This window comes from Paraburkholderia sp. C35, from assembly GCF_003121405.1.
GTDB lineage: Bacteria > Pseudomonadota > Gammaproteobacteria > Burkholderiales > Burkholderiaceae > Paraburkholderia.
Window position 1 is genome coordinate 1 of the sequence record NZ_QBUY01000045.1, and the last position, 25,962, is coordinate 25,962.

At 63.9% G+C, this 25,962-nt stretch carries 23 protein-coding genes; 5 read left to right on the top strand and 18 right to left on the bottom strand.

The window, feature by feature from the left end:
• Nucleotides 1-518: 518 nt before the first annotated feature.
• The 5 genes from DK391_RS24125 to DK391_RS24145 form a co-directional block, all read right to left on the bottom strand.
• Nucleotides 519-1,718 carry an amidohydrolase family protein gene (locus tag DK391_RS24125; RefSeq protein ID WP_109480513.1) on the bottom strand — a complete coding sequence of 400 codons (1,200 nt, stop codon included), beginning with the start codon at nucleotides 1,716-1,718 and terminating at the stop codon, nucleotides 519-521.
• Nucleotides 1,715-2,350 (bottom strand): VC0807 family protein, encoded by a 636-nt coding sequence (locus tag DK391_RS24130; RefSeq protein WP_109480514.1) that lies wholly within the window; start codon nucleotides 2,348-2,350, stop codon nucleotides 1,715-1,717. The genes DK391_RS24125 and DK391_RS24130 overlap by 4 nt, the downstream gene beginning before the upstream one ends.
• 178 nt (nucleotides 2,351-2,528) lie before the next feature.
• Nucleotides 2,529-3,497 (bottom strand): hypothetical protein, encoded by a 969-nt coding sequence (locus DK391_RS24135; protein WP_109480515.1) that lies wholly within the window; start codon nucleotides 3,495-3,497, stop codon nucleotides 2,529-2,531.
• 241 nt (nucleotides 3,498-3,738) lie between these two features.
• Nucleotides 3,739-4,824: an alpha/beta fold hydrolase gene (locus tag DK391_RS45615; protein ID WP_109480516.1), complete on the bottom strand. Its 1,086-nt coding sequence runs from the start codon at nucleotides 4,822-4,824 to the stop codon at nucleotides 3,739-3,741.
• Between the two features lie 203 nt (nucleotides 4,825-5,027).
• Nucleotides 5,028-6,926: an AI-2E family transporter gene (locus DK391_RS24145; RefSeq protein WP_109480517.1), complete on the bottom strand. Its 1,899-nt coding sequence runs from the start codon at nucleotides 6,924-6,926 to the stop codon at nucleotides 5,028-5,030.
• A gap of 256 nt (nucleotides 6,927-7,182) precedes the next feature.
• Between DK391_RS24145 and DK391_RS24150 the strand changes: the two genes are divergently transcribed.
• On the top strand, nucleotides 7,183-8,712 hold the full coding sequence (locus DK391_RS24150; protein ID WP_109480518.1) for a PLP-dependent aminotransferase family protein: 1,530 nt from the start codon (nucleotides 7,183-7,185) through the stop codon (nucleotides 8,710-8,712).
• 10 nt (nucleotides 8,713-8,722) lie between these two features.
• Here the strand turns inward: DK391_RS24150 and DK391_RS24155 are convergent, their stop codons facing one another.
• The 4 genes from DK391_RS24155 to DK391_RS24170 form a co-directional block, all read right to left on the bottom strand.
• Nucleotides 8,723-9,250, bottom strand: coding sequence for a cupin domain-containing protein (locus tag DK391_RS24155; protein WP_109480519.1), 528 nt, complete (start codon nucleotides 9,248-9,250; stop codon nucleotides 8,723-8,725).
• Nucleotides 9,247-9,999: an NAD(P)-dependent oxidoreductase gene (locus DK391_RS24160; protein WP_109480520.1), complete on the bottom strand. Its 753-nt coding sequence runs from the start codon at nucleotides 9,997-9,999 to the stop codon at nucleotides 9,247-9,249. The genes DK391_RS24155 and DK391_RS24160 overlap by 4 nt, the downstream gene beginning before the upstream one ends.
• Before the next feature lie 143 nt (nucleotides 10,000-10,142).
• Nucleotides 10,143-11,309, bottom strand: a complete 1,167-nt coding sequence (locus tag DK391_RS24165; protein WP_109480521.1) for a porin — start codon at nucleotides 11,307-11,309, stop codon at nucleotides 10,143-10,145.
• A gap of 418 nt (nucleotides 11,310-11,727) precedes the next feature.
• Nucleotides 11,728-13,122, bottom strand: a complete 1,395-nt coding sequence (locus tag DK391_RS24170) for a dihydrolipoyl dehydrogenase (protein WP_109480522.1) — start codon at nucleotides 13,120-13,122, stop codon at nucleotides 11,728-11,730.
• A 209-nt stretch (nucleotides 13,123-13,331) separates the two neighbouring features.
• On the opposite strand from DK391_RS24170, the gene DK391_RS24175 reads away from it, so the two are divergent.
• Nucleotides 13,332-14,354 carry an AraC family transcriptional regulator gene (locus DK391_RS24175; protein WP_109480523.1) on the top strand — a complete coding sequence of 341 codons (1,023 nt, stop codon included), beginning with the start codon at nucleotides 13,332-13,334 and terminating at the stop codon, nucleotides 14,352-14,354.
• 290 nt (nucleotides 14,355-14,644) lie between these two features.
• Nucleotides 14,645-14,911, top strand: a complete 267-nt coding sequence (gene grxC / locus DK391_RS24180; protein WP_109480524.1) for a glutaredoxin 3 — start codon at nucleotides 14,645-14,647, stop codon at nucleotides 14,909-14,911.
• 80 nt (nucleotides 14,912-14,991) lie between these two features.
• Here the strand turns inward: grxC and DK391_RS24185 are convergent, their stop codons facing one another.
• The 5 genes from DK391_RS24185 to DK391_RS24205 form a co-directional block, all read right to left on the bottom strand.
• Complete coding sequence (locus tag DK391_RS24185; protein WP_109480570.1) at nucleotides 14,992-15,861, bottom strand: M23 family metallopeptidase; 870 nt, start codon at nucleotides 15,859-15,861, stop codon at nucleotides 14,992-14,994.
• A 244-nt stretch (nucleotides 15,862-16,105) separates the two neighbouring features.
• Entirely contained in the window at nucleotides 16,106-16,345 is a 240-nt protein-coding gene (locus DK391_RS24190; protein WP_109480525.1) for a hypothetical protein, read from the bottom strand.
• A 35-nt stretch (nucleotides 16,346-16,380) separates the two neighbouring features.
• A complete protein-coding gene (locus DK391_RS24195) occupies nucleotides 16,381-18,060 on the bottom strand; it encodes an acid phosphatase (protein ID WP_109480526.1) in 1,680 nt (559 codons plus the stop codon).
• Between the two features lie 184 nt (nucleotides 18,061-18,244).
• Nucleotides 18,245-18,949, bottom strand: a complete 705-nt coding sequence (locus DK391_RS24200) for a YceH family protein (protein WP_109480527.1) — start codon at nucleotides 18,947-18,949, stop codon at nucleotides 18,245-18,247.
• A gap of 129 nt (nucleotides 18,950-19,078) precedes the next feature.
• Nucleotides 19,079-19,468: a DUF3022 domain-containing protein gene (locus DK391_RS24205; protein ID WP_109480528.1), complete on the bottom strand. Its 390-nt coding sequence runs from the start codon at nucleotides 19,466-19,468 to the stop codon at nucleotides 19,079-19,081.
• Between the two features lie 217 nt (nucleotides 19,469-19,685).
• Between DK391_RS24205 and DK391_RS24210 the strand changes: the two genes are divergently transcribed.
• Both DK391_RS24210 and DK391_RS24215 read left to right on the top strand, forming a co-directional pair.
• Nucleotides 19,686-20,177, top strand: coding sequence for a molybdopterin-dependent oxidoreductase (locus tag DK391_RS24210; protein ID WP_109480529.1), 492 nt, complete (start codon nucleotides 19,686-19,688; stop codon nucleotides 20,175-20,177).
• 152 nt (nucleotides 20,178-20,329) lie between these two features.
• Nucleotides 20,330-20,653: a LysR family transcriptional regulator gene (locus DK391_RS24215; protein WP_109480571.1), complete on the top strand. Its 324-nt coding sequence runs from the start codon at nucleotides 20,330-20,332 to the stop codon at nucleotides 20,651-20,653.
• 64 nt (nucleotides 20,654-20,717) lie between these two features.
• Here DK391_RS24215 and DK391_RS24220 read toward each other — a convergent pair whose 3' ends face one another.
• From DK391_RS24220 to DK391_RS24235, 4 genes are all read right to left on the bottom strand, one after another.
• Nucleotides 20,718-22,034: a DUF2325 domain-containing protein gene (locus DK391_RS24220; RefSeq protein WP_109480530.1), complete on the bottom strand. Its 1,317-nt coding sequence runs from the start codon at nucleotides 22,032-22,034 to the stop codon at nucleotides 20,718-20,720.
• A gap of 113 nt (nucleotides 22,035-22,147) precedes the next feature.
• On the bottom strand, nucleotides 22,148-22,672 hold the full coding sequence (locus DK391_RS24225; protein WP_109480531.1) for a hypothetical protein: 525 nt from the start codon (nucleotides 22,670-22,672) through the stop codon (nucleotides 22,148-22,150).
• Between the two features lie 103 nt (nucleotides 22,673-22,775).
• On the bottom strand, nucleotides 22,776-23,609 hold the full coding sequence (locus tag DK391_RS24230) for a DMT family transporter (protein ID WP_109480532.1): 834 nt from the start codon (nucleotides 23,607-23,609) through the stop codon (nucleotides 22,776-22,778).
• Between the two features lie 162 nt (nucleotides 23,610-23,771).
• On the bottom strand, nucleotides 23,772-25,166 hold the full coding sequence (locus tag DK391_RS24235; protein ID WP_109480533.1) for an FAD-binding oxidoreductase: 1,395 nt from the start codon (nucleotides 25,164-25,166) through the stop codon (nucleotides 23,772-23,774).
• Nucleotides 25,167-25,962: the final 796 nt, after the last annotated feature.

Sequence of the window (25,962 nt, forward strand, 5' to 3'; positions counted from 1 at the left end):
GTTGCCCCTGTGCGGGGCGGCACCTACTTTTCTTTGCCGCGGCAAAGAAAAGTAGGCAAAAGAAAGCCGCTAACACCACCCACTCCGGTCCTTGCCTGCGGGTCCCCAGCCGGTCCTATCCTTCACATGGCATCCTTCCTGCTGATGCCCGTTGCCAGCGCTCTTTAAGGGCGCATCACCCGCTTCAAGCACCCGCGTCTAGCGGGCCTTACCAGTTCGGCCCAGGCCGCCCAGGTGGCAAATGCGGGTCGCTGCCGCTTGATGCACTACGGGTGATTGAAGCGGGGTAGGCGCATATTCGAAGCGTGAGCAACGAGCATGAAGAAGGGAGATGTCGTGTGAGGTATAGGACCGGTTGGGGGCCCGCAGGCAACAACTAGCATTGGCGGTGTTAGCCCGCTTTCTTTGCTTACTTTCTTTGCGGCGGCAAAGAAAGTAAGTGCCGCCCCGCACAGGGGCAACGCTAGCAAACCACTAACAAAAAGCGGACGCCCCCACCAGCCAAACAGCCAAACAACTCAACCCAACACCAACACAAAAAAACCATCCCGCGCAACAACGCGCCCCTTCGAAACCACAAGCTTCCGAGCAGGCCTCACAGCAACCGCATGCGCGACACTCTCAGCCTCAACCAGCACGAGATCCGCGCGCGCCCCAGCAAAAAGCCCATAATCCGCAAACCCACACCCACGCGCCGCAGCACCACTCACGAGATCAAACGCACCAGCAATGGCATCATCGCGCCGCAAGTCATACCGCATCGCGATGAACATCGCCCGCTCCAACATATCCGGCGACCCGAACGGATTCCACGTATCGCGGATACCGTCATTGCCGCCGAACAGCGTCACACCCTTGTCGATACACGCAGCAAACGGCGGCACAGGCACAGAAGCCGGACCCGTCGTGCACAGCGCGACATCCAGCACGGCAAGACGCTCAAGCAGTACATCACGTTCGCGCGCCGCAAGCGCACCCAGACAAAATGCATGGCTGATCACAACGCGACCCTGCATGCCAAGCGCCTCGACACGGTCGAGCAGCAACTTCATCGTGAATGCGCCAATCTCGGCAGGCTCGTGCAGATGAATATCGATGGGTTTCTGATGCCGCGACGCAAGATCGAAGGTTGCATTGAGCGACGCCACAGGATCGCCGTCGATCAGCGCCGGATCCAGCGCACCAAGCACGTCGGCGCCCGCGCGCAACGCGTCGTCGAGCAGCGTCACCGTGCCCGCGCGCGTCAGCATGCCCGATTGCGGAAACGCGACAATCTGCATGTCGAGCACGTCGCGCAACGCATCGCGCGTGGTCTGCACGCCTTCGAGATGCTTCAGCCCCGCACTGGTGTCGATATCGACGTGCGTGCGCAACCGCGTCGTACCCATCTGCAGGAAAGCACGCGATAGAGCGAGAGATGCAGCCGCCGCATCGTGTCCGCTTTCCGCGCGGAAGCGGCGCTCGTTTTCGATGCGGTCGGTCAGCTTCGGTCCAACCTCGTTGCGATACCAGCGCATGCCCCACATCGTCTTGTCGAGATGCGTGTGGCCTTCGACGAAGCCAGGCAACAGCAACGCGCCGTCGGCGTGCTCGCGCGTCGCGTCCTGCCCGGCCTGCACATCGGGACCGATCGCCTCGATACGGCCATCGACGATAGACACATTCACGCGTGTGCCGTCTGGCAGACGGGCGTCGGTGATCAACAGCGGTTTTGTCATGCAGACTCCATGCTTTTTTCAGCGGCAATGCGTTTGAGACGGCGGCGCATCCACAGCGTCCAGAGCGAGAGCGATCCATACACGCCCCAGCGCAACGCAGTGGAAATACGTACCGCCAGTTCTGCGTCGCTCAGGTTGGACACGACCCAGTAGCGCGCGAGGTTTTCTGCCGTCAGGCCGATGCCCCAGACCATCGTCATCCACCGGATCGTCGCAACGAGAGTGGGCTGCTCGCGGTAGTGGCGCTCGAAATCGTCGAGGTTATCGCGAGACGTGCGCGAAGCCGTCGAACGCGCGAGATAGTAGACCATCGGCCTGCGCAACAGCAGCGACAGCAAAAACGTAATACCGATCACGCCCGCCACCATCGGATCTTCCAGCGCACGCCGATGCTCGCTACGATCGATCAGCGCCCATGCCAGCAGTGGCACGATCCCCGCCAGCACGATCGCACTCATTGCGTCGAAGTGCTGCGAGTGATACAGATCCCACGCGATCCACGCGATCAGTGGCGCAGCCGACGCGGCAAGCGCGCCCGTCGTGCCCCATACCGGCAGTGCGAGCCGGTACGCGAGCCACGGCAGCGCGATATTGACGACCATCGCAGACAGGTATCGGTACGGAACCTTCATATGCCCTCGGTGGCAGACGCTGCTTGATACGTGCTTGCTACGTGCGTGCGTAGTGTCGCATATCGGCCGGAATGGGCAAATCGATGCGATGGCGCAAGGCGCCGCCGCATGAAAAAACGGCGGGCGCCTATACAGCGCCCGCCGTTTGCATCTCACGCGTGTTGCAGCCGATACGCGCCTACACCAGCGGCAAGGTCTGCCTGTCCAGCGTCGGCTTCATGAGCGGCGTGAGCGCAGCGAAAATATGCTGGCTCTGTGCGTCGTCGATCACGCTGGTAAGCAGCGACCGGAAACGCGGCTCTTCGACACCGGATACGATGTATTGCCAGCGGTAAGCGTCGAGCATCGCCGCGTGCACATCGGCGATTTCCTCGTGCTGCAGCGTGCGAGCGATATGCTCGCAGAAGTATCCGGCGTCCTGCTTCGCCTGCATCTGCACCACGCCATCGACACCCGCCACCAGCGCGATCAGATCGTCGACGGCGGCGTCGCGTTCGTGCTTGCCGAGCTTCGCGTCCTCGCGCATCCATTCGAGTTCATCGATGATCGCGTGCTGCGATTCTTCCTTCCAGTGATACATGAACACGTCCTTGAACAGCGGCGAGAGCGTGTCGTCGGCTTCGATGCTTTGGCGGTAATGTACCTGCGAGAAGATTTCGATGAAGCACGTCAGCGCGAGAATCGCCCACGTCGATTTGCCGAGCACGAAGACAGCGATATCGTCGGCGTCGGGCAGGAAGCGGTAGCCCGCCGGCATATCGGCGCCCGCGAGCAACTCGATGCGGCGGAACAGCTCCTGGTGCTTCAGTTCTTCATCCGTGAGACGCACGACAGCTTCGAGCGCGATCTGGTCGCCAAGGGCATGATCGCGTCCCAGCTCAAGCATCTTCGCGCCGATAAAGCGCTCGACCAGCTTGAACATGTTCGCGTAGGTGCGGCCTTGCACCTGCGAATAGAAACGCTTTTCGTCGGCCGTGAGAAACGGCAGGCGATACACCTGCGACAGACCATCCGGCAGGAACTTCTGATCGATATCGAGTGTGCGTCCGCGAATCACGTCATTGTCGATATCCCAGCGGATCCGCTTGGACACTTCGACACATTTCGCGTAGCGATGGGAAGGCAGTTGATACTCTACAGCTTGCATCTGTGAACTCCTGACGGCATAAGGGCAGTGGGGTAGCGCCGTAAGAAGAACGAAGAGAGACGGCGCTGACTCAAAGCGCAACGCTGCGGCAGGTGGGGCGCCGTGGCGAAACGCTGAGGCTATTGTCGGCAGCGGCGTGCGAGCAGGCATGAGACGCCAGTCCCGGTGTGTGCCGTGAGCACGGCGGCAAACCGGGAAAAACCGGGACATGCGCCCCGGCATGCGTAAAAACGCGGGAATGTCAGGCGGCGGGCGCGTCGAAGCCGGCCTTGCGCGCCATCACGATGGCCTGCGCGCGGCTTTCCACTTCGAGCTTCGCAAAGATATTCGTGATGTGATTGCGCACGGTCTTTTCCGACAGACCGAGCCGCGCCGCAATCTGCGCATTGTCCCGGCCACCCGCGATCAGTTCGACGATCTCGCGCTCGCGGCGCGTCAAGGTCGAGAACACGGAGTCGGCGTGCGGACCTGCTGGCAGGAAGGCACGCACTTCATCGCGCCAGCGCTGCCATGCGCTCTCGGATTCCAGCGTCAGATGATTGTCGCTTTCGAGCGGCACGAAGCGTGCATTCGGAATCAGGCTCGCCAGCAGCCGGCTTTCCTCGAACGGCACACGCGCGTCGCGCACGGCATGCAGCACGAGCGTCGGACATTGCACATGCGGCAGCAGATCGACCACGTCGATGCTGTTGAACACGCGCATGATGCGCGCGGCGTTCGGTGGCGTGGTTGAAATGCGTTCGAGCTCGTTGAACCAGTGGTGCTGCTCGGGTGTGCCGCCCGGAATGAACTGCGTGGTGAAGAACTGGCGGAATGCGGGGTTGTGCTGGCCCCAACCGATTTCAGCCAGCCTTGCGAGTGTCTCGGCTTCGTCGCGTGCCTGGTCGGTGCGCGAGCGCACCAGCCGTCCGCGTGCGTAGCCGCCGTGCAGGATCAGATGCGAGACGCGCTCCGGAAACGCCACGGCATAGCTGATCGCAATCGACGCACCTTGCGAGATGCCCAGCAGCGCAAAGCGGTCGACACCGCTCGCATTGATCACGGCGATGAGATCCTGTTTCCAGGCGTCGAATGAAATATCGGCAACGTCGTGATCGGACAGGCCGCAGCCACGCTGATCGTAGCGGATCAGCGTATGTTCGCGGCACGTCTCCTCGATCATGTGGCTCCACACCGGGCTGGCGAGATCGAATTCCAGATGGCTCAGCCAGTTCGCGGCCTTGACGATGGGCGTGCCGCTGCCGCACGTTGCGTAGGCGATGCGCGCGCCGTCGTGTGCGGTGCACAGCCGGATCTGCTGCCTGCACTTCGGGGCGGTCGCTGACATGTGCCTCCCGGCGGCGATGGGAAAAAGCGCACGTCAGCTTGCAGACTGCATGACGTGTGCTTTCACTCAGCTTATCACCGCGTGCGGGCTTTGCCGCATGCTTGTGCAGACAAACGACGCGACATCGCGAGCGCGCCGCGCGAACGTATGAAGTGCCTGGTGCATTCGCCTGTGGGAGGCATTGCTCATTCCAGGTCTTGGATTCAGGCGCCGATGCTGCGAGGGGTCTTTTCGACGACAGGCGCGGCTGTCGCGCAAGCCGCCTGGACGCACTGGCTGACGAGATCGCTGAACGTATTGGCGTTGTGCGTGCCGCTCAACGCGCCGACTTCATCGACGCGTTCGGACTGCCCGCCAATGCCGACGATCAGTTGCGCGCCCGGCGCGCGTTCGCGAATGCGGCGCAACAGGTTGCGCAGATAGGGCGGTGCTTCAGGCGCATCGAGCGTCACCACGCACACGATGGCCGTACCGTCGATGTCGAGTGTCTCGGCATGGCCGCGGCGCAGTTGCGTGTAGCTGGTCGTGACGGGCGTGAAGCCGCGCCGCGTGAGCAGTTGCACGGCGATGGCCGTCGTCACTTCATCGAACGCGCCGCGTCCCGCCACGCAGATCACATGCTGCCGCGCGGCGTCGTCGGCCAATATGGTGGGCGGCGCATCGCCGGCACTGGCGTCGGGCTTGTCTTCCGGCAAGCCTTCGAACTGCTCCAGGTTTTCGACGATATCGAGCAAGGTCTCGTTCATGCGGGCGAGCTGTTCGGGCGCGAACACGCCGCGCAGCGTGTCGTTGCGCGCGAGCCGCAAGCCTTCGCGCGCCACGTCGTCGTAATAGCGCGTGAGGGGCATGTCCCGCAGGAACCGGTCGGCCTGCACGATGGCCTCGTGCGGATCGTCGGCGAGCAGGCGCTGATAGAAGTTCTGCGCGGGCGTGAGCGCGGGCTGATCGCCTAGCAGCACGGTCAGGAATTTCAGGCGCTCCGCGTAACGGCCGAGCGTGACGAGGCACAGCGTGAGCGGCGTCGACAGCACGAGGCCGATCGGCCCCCACAGCCAGCTCCAGAAAATCGCCGCCACGACCACGGCGAGCGGCGACAGTCCCGAACTATGTCCGTACAGCAGCGGCTCGACCACCTGACCCGCGATGACATCCATGCTCACGAACAGCACGATCGTCCACACGGCCATGGTCCACTGCGGCTGGATGGCGGCGGCAAGAATCACGGCCAGCAGCCCGGCGATCCACGTGCCGATGTAGGGCACGAAGCGCAGCAGCGCGGTCAGCACGCCGAACAGCAACGCGCCCGGCACGCCGATGATCGCGAGGCCGATCGCGATGGTCGCGCCCGCGCCGAGGTTCACGCCGAGTTGCGCGACGAAGTAGCGCGACAGGCGGCTCGCGGCATCGTTGATGGCGGTAGTGGTGCGGTGCAGGTCGCGCGCGCCGAACAGACGGATCAGGCGGTCGCGCAGGTCTTCGCGCTGCAGCAGGATGAAGATGGTCACGACCAGCACGATGAACATCGTCTCGAGCGGCCCGACGACGGGAGAAAACACGCGCTGCGCCAGTTCCAGCGGCGAAGGAATCGGTTCGTGCACTTCGACAGGCAAGGGCGCGGCGGCGGTCGGTTTCTGCGAGCGGCCGGCTTCGTGCGGGGCGGGCGGGCGCTCGGGCGCGACGCGCGCCAGCGCAGTGGCGGCACGCGACAGCAGCGCATCGGCGCGTCCGACGGTTTTCTCCTGCACGGTCTCGACCTTGCGCTCGACGGCCGCCTGGTATTGCGGCAGCGAGCCGGCCAGTTGCGCGACCTGTGCGCCGATTAGCGTGCTGACAGCGAGCAGCGTGACGACGGCGCTGAGCACGGCCACAAAAATCGTCGGCAACTGGCCGAAGTGCAGCCGGCGCAACAGGCCGACGAGCGGCGCGAGCAGAAAGCTCAGCAGCACGGCGAGCGTAATCGGGATCAGCACTTCACGCGCAAAGTACAGCCCGCTCACGACCACCACGAAGGTAATCACGGAGGTCAGGCCGTGCAGCCCCGGTGTACCCGGCGGGTACACGCGGTTGGGGGACGGGCGGTGCGGGGGAAGCGGAAGTTTCATGACCTCGTGTGCCGTGACGGCGTGCCATTCGAGACAGGGGCAGCCATTGTAAGCAAGACGCAGACCTGGACACAGAAACGGACGGCGCAGGCGGTGCCGTGTGCGTGCGCGTCGGCGTGTCAATTCAGTGTATCAACTGGATCGGGCCGCCGCGTCTCGCGGCAGGGGAATGGTAAGGCGCGCATAATCCTCAGATTGGCCTGGTCGGATTGTGGATCAGGTTGCAAATGAGTGAACCATTTATAAGGATGACGGCATGCGCCGCGCGAGCGGAATCGACCTTGCATTGAATGTTCGTCCACAAGGCATGCCGCTGCAGCGCTGGCTTTATGGCGAACTGCGCGCAGCCATTCTCGACGGACGGCTGGGGCCGGGCGCGCGTCTGCCCGCCACGCGCGAGCTTGCCGTGCGTCACGGCGTATCACGCGGCACAGTGCTCGGTGTGTTCGCGCAACTCGCGGCGGAAGGGTATCTGTCGGGCGCGGTCGGACGGGGCAGCTTCGTGGCGAGCGAGTTGCCCGATGGACGTTTCGAATCCGCGCCCGTTGCCACGGCCACTGCCGCCGCGGCCGCGCCGCGTGCGCGCAGACAGGCGGGCGGGCGCGGCAATGATGGCATTGGCCTGTCCGCGCGCGGGCGGCGGCTGGCGCGCAGCGCGTTTGCCGTCGACGGGCGTTCGTTTCCGTCGCGCGCGTTCCGGCCGAGCCAGCCCGATTTGGAGTCGTTTCCGTTTGCGTTGTGGGCGCGCGTCGCGGCACGCCGCTCGCGGCTGTCGAATCGCTCGATACTCGCCGATGGCGAAGCGCAAGGGTATCGGCCGCTGCGTGAGGCAATCGCCGATCATGTGCGTGTCACGCGCGGGATTGCGTGCACGTCGGACCACGTTGCGATTGTCGGCAGCGCGCAGCAGGTGACCGATCTGGCGGCGCGTCTCTGGCTCGATCCCGGCGACACGGCGTGGCTGGAAGACCCCGGTTACCCAGGCGCGCGGCTCGTGCTCGAAGCGGCGGGTGCACGCATCGCCGCCGTGCCCGTCGATACCAACGGGATAGACGTGGCCGCGGGCCGCGCGCTCGCGCCTGAGGCGCGGCTCGCTTATGTCACGGCTGGGCGGCAGGCGCCGCTCGGTCCCGCGCTATCGCTGGAGCGGCGGCTCGCGCTGCTCGATTGGGCGCATACAGCTGGCGCGCTGGTGATCGAAGATGACTACGACAGCGAATATCGTTTCGAGGGCCGCCCGCTCGCCGCGCTAAAGAGCCTCGACGATGCAGGGCACGTGATCTATTGCGGCACGTTCAGCAAGCTGCTGTTTCCCGCGCTGCGCATCGCGTATGCCGTGCTGCCCGAGCGTCTCGTCGATCCGTTCGTGGCGGCGTGGTCGCTGACGGGGCGGCATGTGCCGCTCGCTCAGCAGGCGACGCTGCATGCGTTCATGGCGGAGGGCCACGCGGGCCGCCACGTGCGGCGCATGCGCGAACTGTATGGCGAGCGTGCCGAAGCGCTCGCTGAAGCGGCTCGCCGCCATTGGACGGGCCTGCTCGCGCTGCCGCCCATCGTCGCGGGACTGGATGCGCCCGCGTTTCTGCCCGCCGGCACGGATGACGCGCTGGCCGCGCGGCTCGCCGCCGAAGCCGGCATCGAAACGCGCGCGCTGTCGTCCTACGCGGTCCAGCGCGCGGCGCCCGCCGGGCTGGTGCTGGGCTTTGCGAGCGTCGATGTCGACGAGATCGACGCGGGCGCGCGCACGCTGGCGCGCGTGCTGCAAAAGATGCTCTATCGAACCTGAAGCTAGCGGCTCACGGCGGCAGCACGAGTGGGCCGCAATTCGAATCGGTGACGAATACGGCTAGCAGTTTCGCGGGCTGGGTGGGGTCCGCATTCTCGACGAAATCGTGCAGGGTGCCGGGCGGCTCGAACCATGTCTGGCCGCTGTGATAGTCGATAGCCGGACCGCCGTCCAGACTCGAGCGCAGCGTGCCTGCGATCACATAAGCCGTGACTGCGCCCGGATGCCGATGCGCGCCCGTGAACCCACGCGGCGGAAAGTCCACCACGGCTGTTGTCACCGACTTGCCGGGCGCATTGGCGAGCGGCTCGCATGACAGCGTGCGCGACGACGATGCAGGCCGCTGCACTGCGACGCCTGACGGCGACGATGAAGCGTCGCTCAGCAAAGGCGCGCTGCACAGGGTATCGAGCCATTGCAGCGTGGGGCGCGTCGGCAGCGCCGCCAGCGGGGCGAGCGCGAGGACGGCGAGCGTGGCGGCTGTGCGCGCATGCCGGGCGTTCGCGCTGACCGTGCGGAACCGGTAAGCGGGACTCATCGCGCACTACCCGTTACGTTGAGCGCACTGCGCCGCCATGCAGGAGAAAAGCCCAGTTCGCGCTTCGCCTTGTCAGTCGAGACGACGGGATTGTCGTCGGCGATATTGAATACGCCGGGCCGTGCGTGGCGCAATGCGAGCAGCACGGCTTGCGCGGCGGCGTCGACGTGGACGGGGCTTGCGCCTTTTGCCGCATCGGCACCCGTGCCTGGGCCATACAACTGCCCGTAGCGCAGCACCGTGCCGATCAGCGGCGCAGTCAGCACCTGCGTTTCGAGCGAGACCACGCCTTGCACGGTGACGCGCCGGTTGCCTTCGGCTTCCGTATCGAGCGGCATGGTTTCGTCGTACGGTTGTGCGCCTTCGCGATAGGCCCACGCAATGCTTTGCGCGACCAGCCGCTTCGTACCCGCCGCGCGCGCCGCCGCGATCAGGTTGCGGGTGCCTTCGTCGCGGATCCTCGCATTGCCTGCGATGGCTTGCGGCAGTTTCGCGGGATCGAGTGCGGCGGGCAGATCGGTCAACTGATGGATCACGCAGGCGGGTTCGATGCGCTGCAGCGCCTCCGTGAGCGCCCGCGCGTCGAACACGTCGACGATCACGGGTGTCGCGCCGGCGCCGGCAATCTGCTGAGCGCGCTCGCGGCGGCGTGTGCTGCCGTAGACGGTGTAACCCGCATCGACCAGCAGCGGTACCAGCGTGCTGCCGATGGCGCCTGCGGCGCCTGCCAGAAAGACTGTCGTTTGCATTCGTGATCTCCGTAAGTGCCGGGCATCGATGCCCACGAACGGAGACTACGGCTGATAATGGTCTTCAGAAAGATCCATTATCGACAGAATGATTGAGCCATTATCGTGGCGGCGCGTGATGCGCCGCCTGCTCATCACATGCTTTAGAACTTGTGACGGATGCCGAGGTTGACCATCTCCTGATGGCTCGTGCCCGCGTAGCCGTACGAACCGATCGATGCCTGCGCGTCGGTGATCGTGTTGGTGTTCGCGTCGCGCGTCTGGCCGCTTGCGTGCTGATACGCAGCCGTCATGTAGACGTCGGTGCGCTTGGACAGGTTGTAGTCCGCGCCCAGCGACACCTGATGGTACGTGGCCGACGTGTCGCCATTCGAGTGCGTGTAGCTGTAGCCGACACCGACCAGCGTCGATGTGTTCACCTGATAGTTCACGAAGCCCTGGCCCGTGTTGTAGCGTTCGTTCGAACCGAACACCGAGCTTTCGTCGCGACGGTACTGCGCGTTGCTATAGCCGAGGCCGAAGGTGAAGGAGCCGAGCACGTACTGGCCCGCCACGCGTGCGATGCCGATCGAGTGAGCCGTCTGGTAGCCGAGATTGACGGGGCCGTCGAGCGTGCCGTCGGAGGTGCTGTCCCACGTCGTGCGAAGACCTGCCGATGCCGGGCTGTTGGCTGCGTAGTAGTAGCCTGCCGCGAGGCCGAGCGGACCGTTGTTGTACGCGACGGCGCCCGAATACGACTGCTCGGAGCCCGTGCTGCCCGCGACGCCGCCGAACGAGTACATCGCTTCGAACTGCAGGCCCGCGAATACCGGCGACGTGTACTTCACGGCGTTATTCACGCGGAAGCTGTTGTCGTAGTTATCGACGTCGCCTGCCGTGGCGAAGGCGCTGCCGAAGTAATTGTCGGCAGTAATGCCCTGCACGAGGTCGATCAGCGGGTCGTATTGGCGGCCCAGCGTGATGGAGCCGTATTGATCCTGCGTGAGGCCCACGAAGGCCTGACGGCCGAACAGGCGGCCGCCCTGGCCCATCTTGCCGGTGCTCGGATCGAAGCCGCTTTCGAGCTGGAAGATGGCCTTCATGCCTGCGCCGAGATCTTCGCTGCCTTTCAGGCCCCAGCGCGTGCCCGACAGATTGCCGGCGCTGGTATTGCCGAGCGACCACAGGCTGTTGTTGCCCGATGCGTTGTGCACGTAGGTGATCCCCGTGTCGATCGTGCCATACAGTGTGACGCTGCTTTGCGCGTGAGCGGCGCTGGTGGCCGTGGCGAGTGCGGCCAGTGAGATCATCGAGAGGGCGGTGCGCTTCATTCTTATCTTCTCCTGCGTGTGGTAAAGCGTTGAATGAGCGACAGACTAAAGGCGCATGCAATAAATGTAAAAACGCCAAAAAACGCCATTACTGATATTCACCACACGCTATCGACAGATTATTGCGGCTTTATACAAACAGTATTGCCGCATGAATGATTTTTCAGGCACGTGATAGCCGATTGTTATTGGCAGCCGAAAATTAGTGCGTATCGAAGCGATGATTTGTCGTTATCGGGTTGTGTTTGCGAATATTGCGGGAACAACGATAATTAATTTCGTATTGCGGGGTTTATCGTTTCGCGCAATGCTTTACACTCAGGCGAGTTTCATCCTGTCTGTACGCAGCAGACAACACGCTTGAACGCGGCCCCCGTGCCGCGTTTTTTTTCGTCTGACGACCCGAAACCGCGCATGCTCACGCCGCTGCCAACTGCGCGACTGCATCTCTCAATGCGCTCCGCAATCCTTCCTCCACGACGGGATGATAGAAAGGCATCGCGAGCATCGCATCGACGGTGAGACCCATCTGCAGCGCCCACGCAAGCAGGTGTGCGATGTGTTCGGCGTCCGGCCCGATCCACTCGGCGCCCACGAACCGCCGCGTCGCGCGATCGACATACACGTGCATCAGCCCGCGGTTGCGCCACATCACGCGGCTGCGCCCCTGATCCTCGAAATTCACCGCGCCGGTTGCGAACGACCCTTCCGGAAGATCTGCGTGCCGCGCGCCGACCATCGCGATGCCAGGGTCGGAAAACCCCACTGAAATAGGTGCGCGCCGTACCAGAGCCTTCACTTCGGGATACCGCGCTGCGTTTTCGCCCGCCGCGCGGCCTTCATCGGCTGCCTCATGCAGCAAGGGCAGCACATCATTCGCATCTCCCGCGATAAACACAGGGTGCTTGCCAGCTTGCAGCGTCAAAGGATCGAACACGGGCACGCCACGCGCGTCGACTTCGATGGATGTGTTGTGCAGCGCGAGCTTGTCCATGTTCGGACGGCGGCCGGCCGTGACGAGCACATAGTCGAAGGTGTCCTCGCGCACCACGCCCGCGCTGTCCCGATAGCGCAGATGCACGCTGTCGCCTTCGCGAGTCGCGGCTTCCACCTGCGCATGCGGTTCGAAGTGAAACACATCCTTGAACACGTTCTGTGCATACGCCTTGATCTCGGGATCGCTCAACGGACCCACGCGCCCACGCGCACCCAGCATCGTCACGTCGACGCCGAGCCACGCCAGCGCCTGGCCCAGTTCCAGTCCGATCACGCCCGCGCCGACCACGGCCACCTTGCGCGGCAGGTCATCCCATGCGAACACGTCGTCGTTGACGATCGCGCGGTCACCGAGCGCCCGGTACATCGCGGGCACATACGGCGAGGAACCCGTTGCAATCACGATCCGCTTTGCATGCACGCGGGTGTGATCGCCAACCTGCAACACGTTGTCGTCGATGAACTGCGCGTAGCCGAGCAGCCGTTCCTCAGCCGGAATGCTTTCCGTCGATTCGACCACGAAGCCGACGAAGCGGTCGCGCTCACCCTTGACGCGCGCCATCACTTCCCGTCCGTCGATCCGTACGGTGCCATCCACATGCACGCCGAACGGCGCCGTGCTGCGCGCCGCATGGGCGGCTTCGGCGGCGGCGATCAGCAGCTTCGACGGCATACAGCCGACGCGCGCACAGGTCGTCCCATACGCGCCGCCTTCGATCAGCACGACACTCGCGCCCGCCGTCTTTGCGGCGCGGAAGGCGGACAAGCCTGCGCTGCCTGAGCCAATAACTGCAACATCGATATGAAGCGTTTTCATGGTGTTCCTCGCTCGGACGGGCGGTGGCGGAGTCAGTCTGCTGTGCCGCGCGCGCCGCTGCTGTCCAGTAGAATCAGTGTGCATTGCACGGTGTTACTGTACGGTCCGGTGCACGCGTTGCTAATCCTCGAACGATTCAAAAACATGCTTAATCGGCTCAACGCTCGACTTGACCCCCGACTCGATACCCGGCTCGCACGGAGACGCACATGGACCTTCTGAGCCGCTTTTTGTCGCTGATGCCCGTGAGCGGGCGGGTCGATGTGCGCTGCCATTTCGGCGCGCCGTGGGCGATCGACGAAGGCCCCGCAGGCGTGCGCGAGATTCCGTACCACGTGCTGCTGTCGGGCAAAGCGGTGCTCGAGGACGGCAACGGGCCGGCCGAGCATCTGACGGCGGGCGACATCATCGTGTTTCCGACGGGCAGTCCGCACCGCATCCATGACGGCAGCGGCGAGCAGCCCGTGCCCGCCACGCAGCGCCGCAACATCATGCTGACCGTCTCGGAGAACAGCGGCACGGGCGCCACGGTGGACATCCTGTGCGGCCGCTTCCTGCTTGGCGCCGTGCCGGACCGGCTGCTGCGCGATCATCTGCCATCGCGGCTGGTGGTGCGCAGCGGCGCCCTGACAAGGGGGAACGGCGAGCCGGAGGCACAGCCCGAAGCCGACGACGCGGCACAAAGCGTGGCCGGTTCGCGGCTCGCGCGGCTGATCCAGTTGATGCGCGAAGAGGCAACTGACGAATGTCCCGGCAGCGAGACGCTGGTCAATCATCTGTCGGCGGCGCTGTTTGCGTTGACGCTGCGCTTCGCCAGCGAAGCCGCGCAGCCGCCGCACGGCTTGCTCGCGCTGGCGGGCCGTCCGCGTCTGCAGGCGGCCGTTTCAGCGATGTTCGAAGCGCCCGGCAAGCCGTGGACGCTCGATCAGTTCGCCGCGCTCTGCAACATGTCGCGCGCGACCTTCGTGCGGCAGTTCCAGGAGGCAATCGGGCGCTCCGCAACCGATGTGCTGACGGAAGTTCGCATGACGATCGCGGGCCGCATGCTGCTCGAATCGGCGACACCTGTCGGCGATATTGGCGAAACGGTCGGCTATCAGTCCGAAGCGGCGTTCCAGCGCGTGTTCAAGAAGCAGATCGGCGTAACGCCCGCGCGCTGGCGCGCGTCGGGCGGTCATACGCAGGCCGCGACCGAAAGCGCCGACGAGGCCGCTGCCGATCTCGAGCAATAGAGAATTCCACAAAGCGTGCAGGACGCGGCTGCGCCCTCCGGCGCGGCCTTGACGATCGCCGCCAAACCCTTGCTGTACAAGGCATCGCGCCTTCATGCGAGCGTAGCGCATGGCGCGCCGCGATGCGCGTAACAGGAGCCGGTGAGCCGATCGAGCATCTTCGTGAGCCGCGACGACATTAACGGTCGTGCGATGCACGCCTACAGTTGAGTCATGCCGTCGCCGACGGCCAGCAAAGCGTCGCAATTGTCAGCGCTCGAAATCGAACTCAACGTTCACGGAGATAACTCATGTCCGCAATCACGATCTACACGACCCCGACGTGTCCGTACTGCCACGCCGCCAAAGCGCTGCTGACGAGCAAGGGGCTGTCGTACAAGGAAATCAACGTGCAGAACGACCGCGCCACGGCGATCGCGCTGATGGAACGCACAGGACGCCGCACGGTCCCGCAGATTTATATCGGTGAGACGCATGTCGGCGGCTTCGATGATCTGAATGCGCTGGAAACGGCAGGGCGTCTCGATCCGCTGCTGGAAGCGAACGCGATCAGCTAAGGCGAAGGGCACCTTGGGTGAGGTGTGAACCGCGAATGGCAGCGTGCCGTTCGCGGTTTTTTTCTGGTTCATTGAATGTGTCACGTCCCGACGCGCGGCAGATAGAGCGCGGGATCGACGGGTTTGCCTTCCTTGCGGACTTCGAACTGCATCGCGCCGTCGCCGTGTTCCGTTCCCGCCATTTCGGCGATCACGTCCCCGCGTTTGACGTTCGCGCCTTCCTTCACGAGCAGTTTGCGGTTGTGTCCGTAGGCGGTCACGAGCATGTCGTCGTGCCGGATGACGATCAGCTTGCCGTAGGGCTTGCCGCCGTCGCCGGCGAACACCACGCGGCCCGGCGCGGCTGCCCGGACGGGATCGCCGGATCGGGCCGAGATCACCATGCCCTTCGATTTGCCTTGCCCATACACCGCGCTCAATGTGCCGTGCGCAGGCCAGCCGAAGTGGCTTCGGGCGGCGTCGGCGGTTTTGTCGTCTTTGTGAGTAACGTTGTCCACATCGTGCTTCGCCGGCGTTTTGGCGTTCGCTTGTGTCTCCGCCGACGCTGCCGGGGATTCTTTGCTCTTCGATGTATCGGGGGGCGGCGTGACACGCAGCACGCCGCCCGCGCCGATATGGCCAGGGTTCGTCAGGTTGTTCCATTTGACGATGTCTTCGCTGCGCTGGCCGTGGCTCGTTGCGATCCGATAAAGCGTGTCACCTGGCTTGACCCGGTAGTAGTCATCCGACAAGGGTTTGTCGGCGATGACGTTCGCGCTGCCCGTTGCCTGCTTGCCCGACCGGTTGGCCGAGGCGAGCGCGGGCGTTTGTTGCGGCGGCTGCTGAAGCGAGCGATCTTCAGGCGGCATCTGCCACGGCAGCATCGTGCAGCCGCTTATGGACAGCAGCAGCGCAAGGCCCGCGAACGCGGGCCCACGCGCGCAGCGGTAGGTCGATTGGATTGGAGTCATCTCGGTCATCCTCTTGTTGTTCGACGATGTCTGGGCATCGGTTCGTGCGTGCCGGACAACCAGCGAAGCCGGGCAGCGCAGAACGGGGATCTGACAGAGGGCGAAGATGAATGTTTCTGGAATCCTGAATGTTTGACAGCGCTTCGCGGTTTTGCTGCCCGTGAAGGCGTTAGTGTTGCGAAGCGTTGCTATGAACGCGCATCGATTGGAATTGGATCGATGCGGAAGGAAAGGCGAACCGCGGTCACGGACGGCGCTTTTTCCATGCGTAATCGGCGGGCGGATCGGAGGCGCCCGCCTTGCCCACCGAGCGCGGATTTTCGCTGCACAGCGTGACGAAGCTCACATCGTCGCCGGCCGCCTGCTTCTTACGCAGGGTTTCGGTGAATGCGAGCGCCTGCGTCATGTCATCGTCGGCGAACCGCTCGAAGCGAGCGGTTGCCGTTGTCGATGACGTCTGTTCCAGCCAGTACACGACAAACATGTATTTCCTTCAGTGCAGCTTCTTTACCTTTTGCGCTAAGCGAGATCGAGCGCGCCCGTCAGATCGCCGATCGGCGTGAGGCCGTTCTGCGTGAACGTGCGGTCGCGCACGACGATACCGTCCAGCGGCGCCAGCCCATGCACGCGCGTGATCAGGCGCAGGATCGAATTGGTGTCGTACATCGTGTGATCGACATAGCCTTTCTTCGCGAGCGGCGAAATGACGAGGGCGGGAATGCGCGAACCCGGTCCCCAGCGGTCGCCCTTCGGCGGCGCGACGTGATCCCACCAGCCGCCGTTTTCGTCGTGCGTGACGACGATGACGGTGTTCTGCCACTGCGGCCCGCGCTGGATATGGTCGATGACGGTGGCGATGTGACGGTCGCCCGATTCGACGTCCGCGTAGCCCGCGTGCATGTTCAGATTGCCTTGCGGCTTGTAGAAGGTCACGGCGGGCAGGCGGCCTGCGTCGATGTCGGCGATGAAGCGGTTGGTCGAAGCATCGTCCCCCACACCGCCATCGCGCAGATGGCGCGTGCGCGCCGAGGTGCCGGGCGCGAAGTTCGCGAAGTAGTTGAACGGCTGATGGTGGTACTGGAAGTCCGGCACGGCGCCCGTGTCGCGATGATCGAGTGCGTATTGCCATGCGCCCGAGTACCACGCCCAGTCGACGCCTTTATCGCTCAGCCGGTCACCGATCGTCGCATAGTGCTGCGGCGGCAACACCTTCGGATCGGCGGGATTGGCGAGCGCGGGGTCGCCGCCTTCGGCGGGCCGCACCATGCTCGGCTGGTAGGGCGGCGCCATCGTATTGACGGCGTAGCCATCGGGCGTGAACAGGCCGTCGTTGACAAACTTGGGCGGCCCTTCGAGCGCTGTTCTGGGCGAGTCGGGTGCCTGTCTGAGGCGCGTGCCCGTCGGATCGTCGCCTTCGACCACGGACACCAGTTTCTTGCCCGGACCGTTGCCGATGTCCGGCACCTGCGGCGCCTGCGCCGAAATCAGGAAGATGTGATTGAGCCACGAACCGCCGAACGCGGCCATGAAGAAGTTGTCGCACAGCGTGTATTGCTGCGCGAGCGTCCATAGCTTCAGCGATTCGCCGGAACTGCGGTAATGGCCCATCACCAGACCGCCGGAATCGCCCCATGCGGCACACTGGTTGTTGCGGCCCGCGTTGATCTGCATCTGGTTCTGATAGAAACGATGCACGAGATCGCGCGTGATCACGCTGTTCGGCAGCGGCGTGCCGTGCGCGTCGGTCAGATGGAACGGCTGGTTGCGCAAGCCGGTGATGTCGCGCTCGGCAATCATGTAGCGCGTTCCGTCGATTTCCTGCGCCTGCGGCACGAGGCCGCCCCAGAGTTTCGGCAGCGTGGCGAGCGGCGTGGCGCCGTCGCGGTCCAGTTGCACGTAGCGCTCGGGCGTCACGGCCGCCAGCGGATACTGCACGCCGGGGAATTTGCCGTAAAGGTTCGCGAAGCTGCGGTTATCCGCATAGATCACCACGATGCGCTTGACCTGATCGTGCAACGCGGCGTCGAGGCGCGCGTCGGCGGCACTGCGCGGCGTGGCGTGCGCGGCGCTGTCGACCGACTGGCAGCCCGCCAGCGCGAGGCCGAGACCCGCGGCGGCGCGGCCGGTGAGGACGCGGCGGCGGTCGGGAGCGTCGGGGAAGTCGTCGGCGGGCAGAGTGGGATCGTCGTGCTCGTTCATCGGTCAGTCTCCTGGCACAGTGAAACGCGTAAGAGGCGCAGCCGCGCTGCGCGAGGCTGCAGACAGGGTGCGCGGCACCCGCATCGTCGCATTCGTTGCGGGCGCTTAGCAACCTTCCTGCAACCGGCGTGTATCGGGTTTGTCTTCGATGCGGGTCTGTGTCGGTCTGTGTCGGTTGGTGCCGTTACAGGCGGTCTTTCAGATCGTCGAGTGACACGCCGAGTTCGCCCGCGAGATGCGCCAAAAGTGCTTCGAGCCGCTCGACCCGCTCGCCGAGTTCACGCTGCTGCGCGCGCAGCGCCTCGAGCTCGCCGGGTGGGGCCGGTTCGTCGGAGAGTGCCGAGCCGCGCATCAGTTCGGGCGACGGCTCGCCGCACAGCAGATGCATCCAGCGGCTCTCGCGCTCGCCAGGCGTGCGCGGCAGCTTGACGACGCGCGGCGGAGCGTTGTCGGCGAGTTCCTCGAGACACGCCTCGACCGACGACGTGTCGGCGAAACTGTGCAGCCGCGAGGTGGCGAGGCGCAACTCGGCGGCCGTTTGCGGGCCGCGCAGCAGCAGGGCCGTCAGCAGTGCCGCCGACTGGCGCGGCAAACCCAGCACGCGCTCCATATTGTGCTCGTAGCGCGGCACGCGGCTGCCGCTGCCTTCGAATACGAGCGACAGGCGCTTCAGGCTGTTGATGGCGTCGAGAATCTCGCTTTCGCTGACGTTCATCACGGGCGAACGCGAGGTTTTCTGGTTGCAACCCGCAGCGAGCGAGTTGACCGACAGCGGGTAGGTGTCGGGGACGGTGTGCTGCTTCTCGAACAGCACGCCCAGCACGCGGGCTTCGAGCGGCGTGAGCGCGCGCATCACGGGGCGCGGGGTATCGTCGGTGGTCGAATTCATGGGCAATAGACTGATAGGGGTGGCCGCGCAGGTGGCGGCGCGAGCGCATAAGCATAGTCTATTGCCGCGGCGGCGCGTCCGGAAGCGCCGTCGTGTCGCTTTGTTTGTGTCGCTTCGTGATGACGACGGTTATGGCATGTCGTACGGTTCGTCCGGCACGTCGAAAACGGTGTCGTCGACGTCGATCTGGATCGAACAGTTATCCGTCGATCCCGGCTGCGCCCGCGCTGCATCGACGCGCTGCCGCACGAGATCTCGCAAACGGTCCTGCACCACGCGCCGTTTGGCCGTCACCAGTGCGGCATAGCGGTCGATCTGCGCGTCGCCGAGGCGGATCGTGGCGACACAGCGCGCGTCGAGCGTCGTGTCGCGCCCGGTTTCGGTCACCCACGACAGCATCAGATAGGTCGTCGCCCCTTCCTGGTAGGCGCTGACGGTGGGCGCTTTCGGCGATTCAAACCTGCCGACGAGGGCCAGTTCGAGTTCATCGACGCGCTGCGACAATCCGATTGTGTTCATGGCGGCTCCCGATGTGTGCTTATGCTCTTGTTGTCGAATCCAGCAACCGGGATGCCAGACAGCTTTGTCCAGCGCGCGCCCCCCATGCGTCCGTCATACGCCGTGCAATATGCCGTTTATGTCGCGCTTCCCTTCGGCAGTGAGTGCGCAGGCGGCGTAATATATCCACCGATACATCGTGCGGCGCAAGCCGCCCGCAATCGAATGGAGAGGGACGATGGGACTGACAGGCTCGGCGGCGCTGCCGCTGCAGGACACGACGGCGGGTGCCGTCATGCTGGCGGGCGCTTTCCTGCGTCCGATGCGGGTGACGCTCGACGATCTGCGGCAGCATGCGAGCGTGACCGCCGATCCTTTCGATCTGCGCTGCTACACGACCAATCGCTTTATCCGCAAGGTCGATCAGTATCGCGGCGTGCTGCTGAAAGACCTGATCGACATGGCGGGCCTGCGCAATGACAAGGCGGGCGATTTCAAGCGCACCGTTTTCATCGCGCACGCGCACGACGGCTACGCGGTGACGTTTTCGTGGCACGAACTGTTCAACACGCCCATCGGCGAACGCGTGCTGGTCGCGTTCGAGCGCGGCGACCATCCATTGTCCGTCGACGAAGGCGCGCCGATTCTTTTCTCGTCCGCCGACATTCTGCCCGCTCCGCGGCATGTGAAGCGCCTCGCCGGCGTAGTGGCGCGCGTGCTCGAGTTGTAAGGCCGGCTTGCCGCCGCAGTCCGTTGTGCCGCGCACTGGTGCAAGTGCCGATTGAAATGCCGCGTATGGCATCGTGTATGCTTGCGCGCATGAGTCAACCGGCAAACAACATGAAGACATCGGCACACGCCAGGCCCGAGGTGCGCTTCAGAATGCGTATCCAGCAGGACGGGACGATTGCGCTCGGCCCGGGTAAGGTCGCGCTGCTCGAAGCAGTGCGCGAGCATGGTTCGATTTCGGCTGCGGCGCGCAGCCTGAGCATGTCGTACCGGCGCGCGTGGCTGCTGATGGATGAACTGAACCGTTCGCTGAAATCGCCCGCGACGGTTTCGGAGCATGGCGGCCAGAGCGGCGGGGGCAGTGTGCTGACACCCGTCGGCGAGGAAATCATCCGGCTCTATCGCGGTATCGAAGCGCAAGCCTATGCGGCCTGCGCTGACGACATCGCCGCGCTCACGAAGATGGTGCGGCGCTAGTCGGGCTGACCGCGTTCGCTTTGCGAGGCACGAATCCGCCAGTTGGCGCCGGCGGTTCGCCTCGCTAGCCGTGACGCAGGCAGAAGCGCGGCTGTCCGCCTGACTGCGCGCTGGTTTGCGCATCGGCATTGAGCCGGCCGATCAACTCGACGAAGCTCGCGACGCTCGCCGTGCGCAGCGGATACCACGCGACGTGGTTGCGCTCGCAGATACGCTTGAGCGTGTTCATCGAGTCGTGATCGATGCAGTCCACCGGGAACACGACCATGTCCGCACGCGGCAGCGCAGCCGCCAGCAGACCTTTGCGGTCTTCGATGCCGCCGTCGTGCACGGTGAGCTCGCCACCCGCCGTTTCGACGATACGCCGGATCGCCGCAGTCGATCCCGGCCGTCCACCAACGTACACCAGGCGCATGCGCTCCAGAATGGCGAGCGTTGCCGAACGATCGGACGGATCGTCGCTTTCTGTGATCTGCAGCGTGCGTTCCAGTGCGCTTGCCTCGGCTTGCAGCGTTTTCACGAGCGCATCCACTTCGTCCAGCCGCGCGCGCAGCGCACGTGCGCTTTCCTGTTCGGCGGCGACGCGCTGCTCGGCGGCTTCGCGGCGATTTGTATGCAGCGCGAGACGTTCGTCGCGCGCCGTCAGCGCTTCACGCAGCGTGTGCACTTCGGCGCGCAGTTCGTCGTCGCTGTCGGCGTTTTGCGCCCTGGCATGCGCTGCGTGAGATTCGAGTTCCTGCGCGGCGGCGTCACGCTGCAGGCTCATCTCCTGCAGACGTCCTTGCTGGCGATCGATCTTCGCGCGCAATTCAGCGTTCTCTTCTTCCAGCGCAACCAGCCGCCGGATGTCCGCGCGATTCGCCGCGCCGACCAGATGCGACAGCATGTGCAGATCGCCGAACGCGGTTTGCCGCACGCTCATGGTCGTTTGTGGATGCGTCATCAGCGCCCAGTAGGCAGGCGGAATGTCGCCGCTCTTGAGCGCCTCTTTCCAGAGCGCGAGCACGGCCTCGGGATCTTTCGCCTTGTCGAACAGACGGATCGCACCCGCGAAGCGTTCATCCAGCGCCTTTTGCAGCGCCTTGCCGCCCGCGCCGCCTTCGATGGCGAGTTCGACGGCTGTGTGGTGAATGTCGAGGTCGCTGGCGCGCTGACGGTCGAGGTCGGTGAACTTCGGCACGAGCTTGCGCAATTCGTGCGTGCTCAGACAGGTGCCGATAATCGAGCAGTGCAGGTGCGAGTCGAGTTCCGCGAGCCGCGTGCGCCGTTTCAGGTCGGCGAGTTGCGCTTTCGACGGCGCGCAGCAGGAATCGGCGTTACCGGCGGATGTCAGGGACGTGTCGATGCCCGGGCGGGCGAGGCGAAAGGGCGGAGCGTGCATGGTGACCTCTATCCGGACATGACGGCGGACCGGGGTGGATGCGCGAACGGATAAGGCAAATATACCATCGCGAAATATACCATCGAATATATCGAGTGCGCGTGGGGCGTGAATCAGTGCGCCGGTTCAGGCAGACGTCTGCGCGTGGGCGGGGCGGGTGCCTTGAGTGCAACCGTGCGTGGCGCGGCAGGCTTATGGCGTTCCAGTACGTGTTCGACGCACAGCCCGACGAGAATCGCATCCACGCGTTCGAGAGCCGTCACCGTTTCGCGCATGGCCGTCGGGTCCGTGCTGAACGATTCGGAAAACACCGCGTCGCGCGTGCGTTCGAGCACGCGCGCCTGGCGGATCGCGATTTTCAGTTCGCGCATCCGTGCGAAGCGCGCGGCCTGCGCCTCAGTGGCGAGCATCGACAGCAACTCGCGCAACGGTGCGGCCGACAGTGCTTCGGCTGCCACCGACGCGTGCCGCGCAGACGCGAACATCTGCACGAAGCGCGTCACGCTGCTGCGCAGACGCCTGAAAGCATCGACCACGTCACGAATCTGCTGCGCGCGCACGTCGCCCGACAGCGGCTTGAGCGTGCTGATTTTCGCGGCTAGCGCATCCGTTGGTTCATCGCGGCGACTGCTGCCCACCCCGTTTCTCCCGAGATCCGATTCTGTTCGATATATTCTACCGTATACAGCGGTGCACATGACATGTCACAGTCTGACGATTCGTCTGCCGTTTTTTCGAGGCTCAGCGGCGCCCGATCACGAGTGCGATGCCGCCCAGAATGGCGGCCGCGCTGAGCGCGAGGCGCGCGGTCAGCGGTTCTCCGAGCAGGGCGATGCCACCGGCGGCGGCGATCAGCGGCACGCTCAGTTGCACGGTGGCCGCCGTGGCCGCCTTCAGTTCCTTCAAGGCGGCATACCAGATCACATAGCCGACGCCCGACGTCAGCGCGCCGGAGAGTGCCGCAAACAGCAATCCCATTCTGTCGATCGATGCGCGCGCAAGCATCGCGGCGCTAATCGCCAGCGCAAAAGGAATCGCGCGAATGAAATTGCCCGCGGTGGTGGCGGTGGCATCGGCGGCGCGTTTGCCACGCAGTGAATAGACGCCCCACGCGACGCCCGCGCACAGCATCAGCAGCGAAGCGATCAGCGGCGGCGCGCTCACGCCGGGCAACACCAGGCCGACGAGGCCCGCGAGCGCGCAGGCGAGTCCCATCCATTGCAGCACACGCAACCGTTCGCCGCGCGAAAGCGCATAGCCGATCATCGTGGCCTGCACGGCGCCGAACAGCAGCAGCGCGCCGGAGCCTGCCGCGAGCGACACATACGCAAACGAAAACGCCGCGGCGTAGACGAACAGCGCGAACGCGGAAAGCCAGTTGCCTTCGACAGCCCGCGCCTTGCCGCGGCTGCGCAGAACGATCCACAAGACGATGGCAGCCGACGCGATGCGGACGGTCGTAAAGGTCGCGGGATCAATCGATGTGCCCTTCAGGGCGATGCGGCATAGCAGCGAGTTGCCTGCAAAGGCGAACATGGCGGCGATCGTCAGCAAGGCGATGCGCATGCGCGGCATGATGCGATGAGAGGGAATGGTCGTATGGAAGCACGCTACTGTAGCGTGATCGATGCGTGCGCGCATGCCGCAGCGCAACGTGATCCGGCGGACGAAGACGCGATGAAAGCCGAGCCGGACAGCAGATGACAGCATCTGCTGTCCGGCATTCACGCGCAGTGTTCAGGCCATCGCGGAGGGTTTGATGTTCTGGTTATGGCGGAACAGATTCTGCGGATCGTAGCGGTCTTTCACGGCCACGAGTCGCGCATAGTTCGGACCATACGCGTCGCCCACACGCACGGATTCTTCTTCCGTCATGAAGTTCACGTACACGCTGCCGAGCGCGAATGGTGCCGAGGCGGCGAAGAAATCGCGCGACCATGCAATGCAGCGCTCATCGTCGGCGGCTTCCGTCCAGCGTCCGTGCCCGTTCATCACGTACTTCGCATCGCGATTCGAGTAGGCCGTTGCATCCGGCGCGACGCGCATTGTCTGTCCGCCGATTGCGCCAAAGAAGATCTCGCATTGAGGCGACGGGAGTTTGGCGATTGCATCGACGAATGCGTCGATCAGGCCGTCATCGAGCTTTGCCAGGTTGTGCGACTTCCAGTAATTGCGCGCGCCCGGCGTCAAGAGCGGATCGAATGCCTGTTGCCATGCGGTGAATGGCATCGGTCCGAGTGCTTCGCCATAGGGCGTGCCGAACTTGCGCACTTCATCGACCGCAGAAGGACCGTTTGCAACCGGTCCTGTATAGCAGACGGCAAACGCGATGATCGGCTTGCCGTGAACGTCGGCGGGCAGGAAGGGCAGTGGTGGAGCGAAGCGCGCGACAGCCCAGACCGTCAGTTCGTCAGGCCAGCTTTCGAGCGCGCTGCGGTACTTGACGAGGGCATCGCGCGCCTGGTCCATCGGCAGCACGACGAGTCCGCCGAACACTTCGGGGCCGACTTCATGCAGTTGAAATTCGAACATCGTGACTACGCCGAAATTGCCGCCGCCGCCGCGAATCGCCCAGAACAGATCCGCATGCGAATCGGCATCGCAGTGAAGCAGATTGCCGTCGGCCGTGACGACGTCGGCGGAGAGCAGGTTGTCGACCGTCATCCCGAAGCGCCGGCTGATCCAGCCGAACCCGCCGCCGAGCGTGAGTCCCGCCACGCCCGTGGTCGAATTGATGCCGAGCGGTGTGGCGAGGCCGAACGCTTGCGCGTCGTGAGCGAAGTCGCGCAACAGGCAACCCGGTTCGACATAGGCGCGACGTGCGACGGGATCGATGCGGGCGGATTTCATCTGCGACAGGTCGAGCAGCATGCCGTCTTCGCACACGCCACTACCTGCGATGTTGTGGCCACCGCCGCGCACGGCGAGCAGCAGCGCGTTGTCGCGCGCGAAATTCACGGCGCGGCGCACATCGGCCACACCCGCGCAATGCACGATGATCGCGGGGCGACGGTCGATCATCCCGTTCCAGATGCTGCGTGCTTCATCGAACGATGGATCGCCGGGCAATACGACCTGGCCTCGCGTGAGAGCTTTGAATTCGTCGATTGCACTGCTGGAAAGATTCGCCATGCTACACCTCCGGTACGAACAAACAACATCCGAACCCCTCGATCAAGTCTGATCAAAGTAGTTCGGATGACCTGGTTTTTCATTCAGTAAACGGGGCTGACCGGCGTGCACAAATTAACGTATACCCGCATCAAAACGGGGCATTAAAAAGTGCCTGTCTTTACAGGGTGATACGCAGAAAAGCCCTTAAAACATGGCGTTTTGTGATCGTGTGAGCCGATGTAGTACTTCGTAAAAAGTCTCTCGATCGGCAGATGAAGAGCGCGATCACATCGTCGTAGTAACGAGCATTAGTGCGGAGTTCTAACTCGTTGCGACGTAAAGGCAAACTTGTCAATACAGATGATGCTGATGATAAGCACGCTGCGTTTTTTACTGTCCAGAGAAATGAATCGCGTGTGAGTCAATCGTGCGCGTGCGAATGATGCGGTCCTGACGTCACCGTCTCGAACGTTCCTGATCAGACGATTGTCACGGCTTTCTGTGACGTGGCTTGCTTCTGTTACGCTGACCATAAGCTTTCTCGAGGAAAGACAAACTCGGGGAATGCGTAATAGATTGTTCTGTTAGTCGTAAGTACAGTAGATGGTAGTTGTTTATGTTTTGTATGGTTAACCCCGATTTAAACGTAAACGAACAAAAGAGAACATTGTTGCTGTTGTTTTGATTTCCTTTTTGAACACAGGCGTGTGGCCTGTTTTTGAAGCACCCGAATAAAAAAACGATCGGGACAATGGATCGACAACAGTTTCTCCGGCGCCCTCGCGGCGCTATCCCTTGCCCTGCCTCTCGTCAG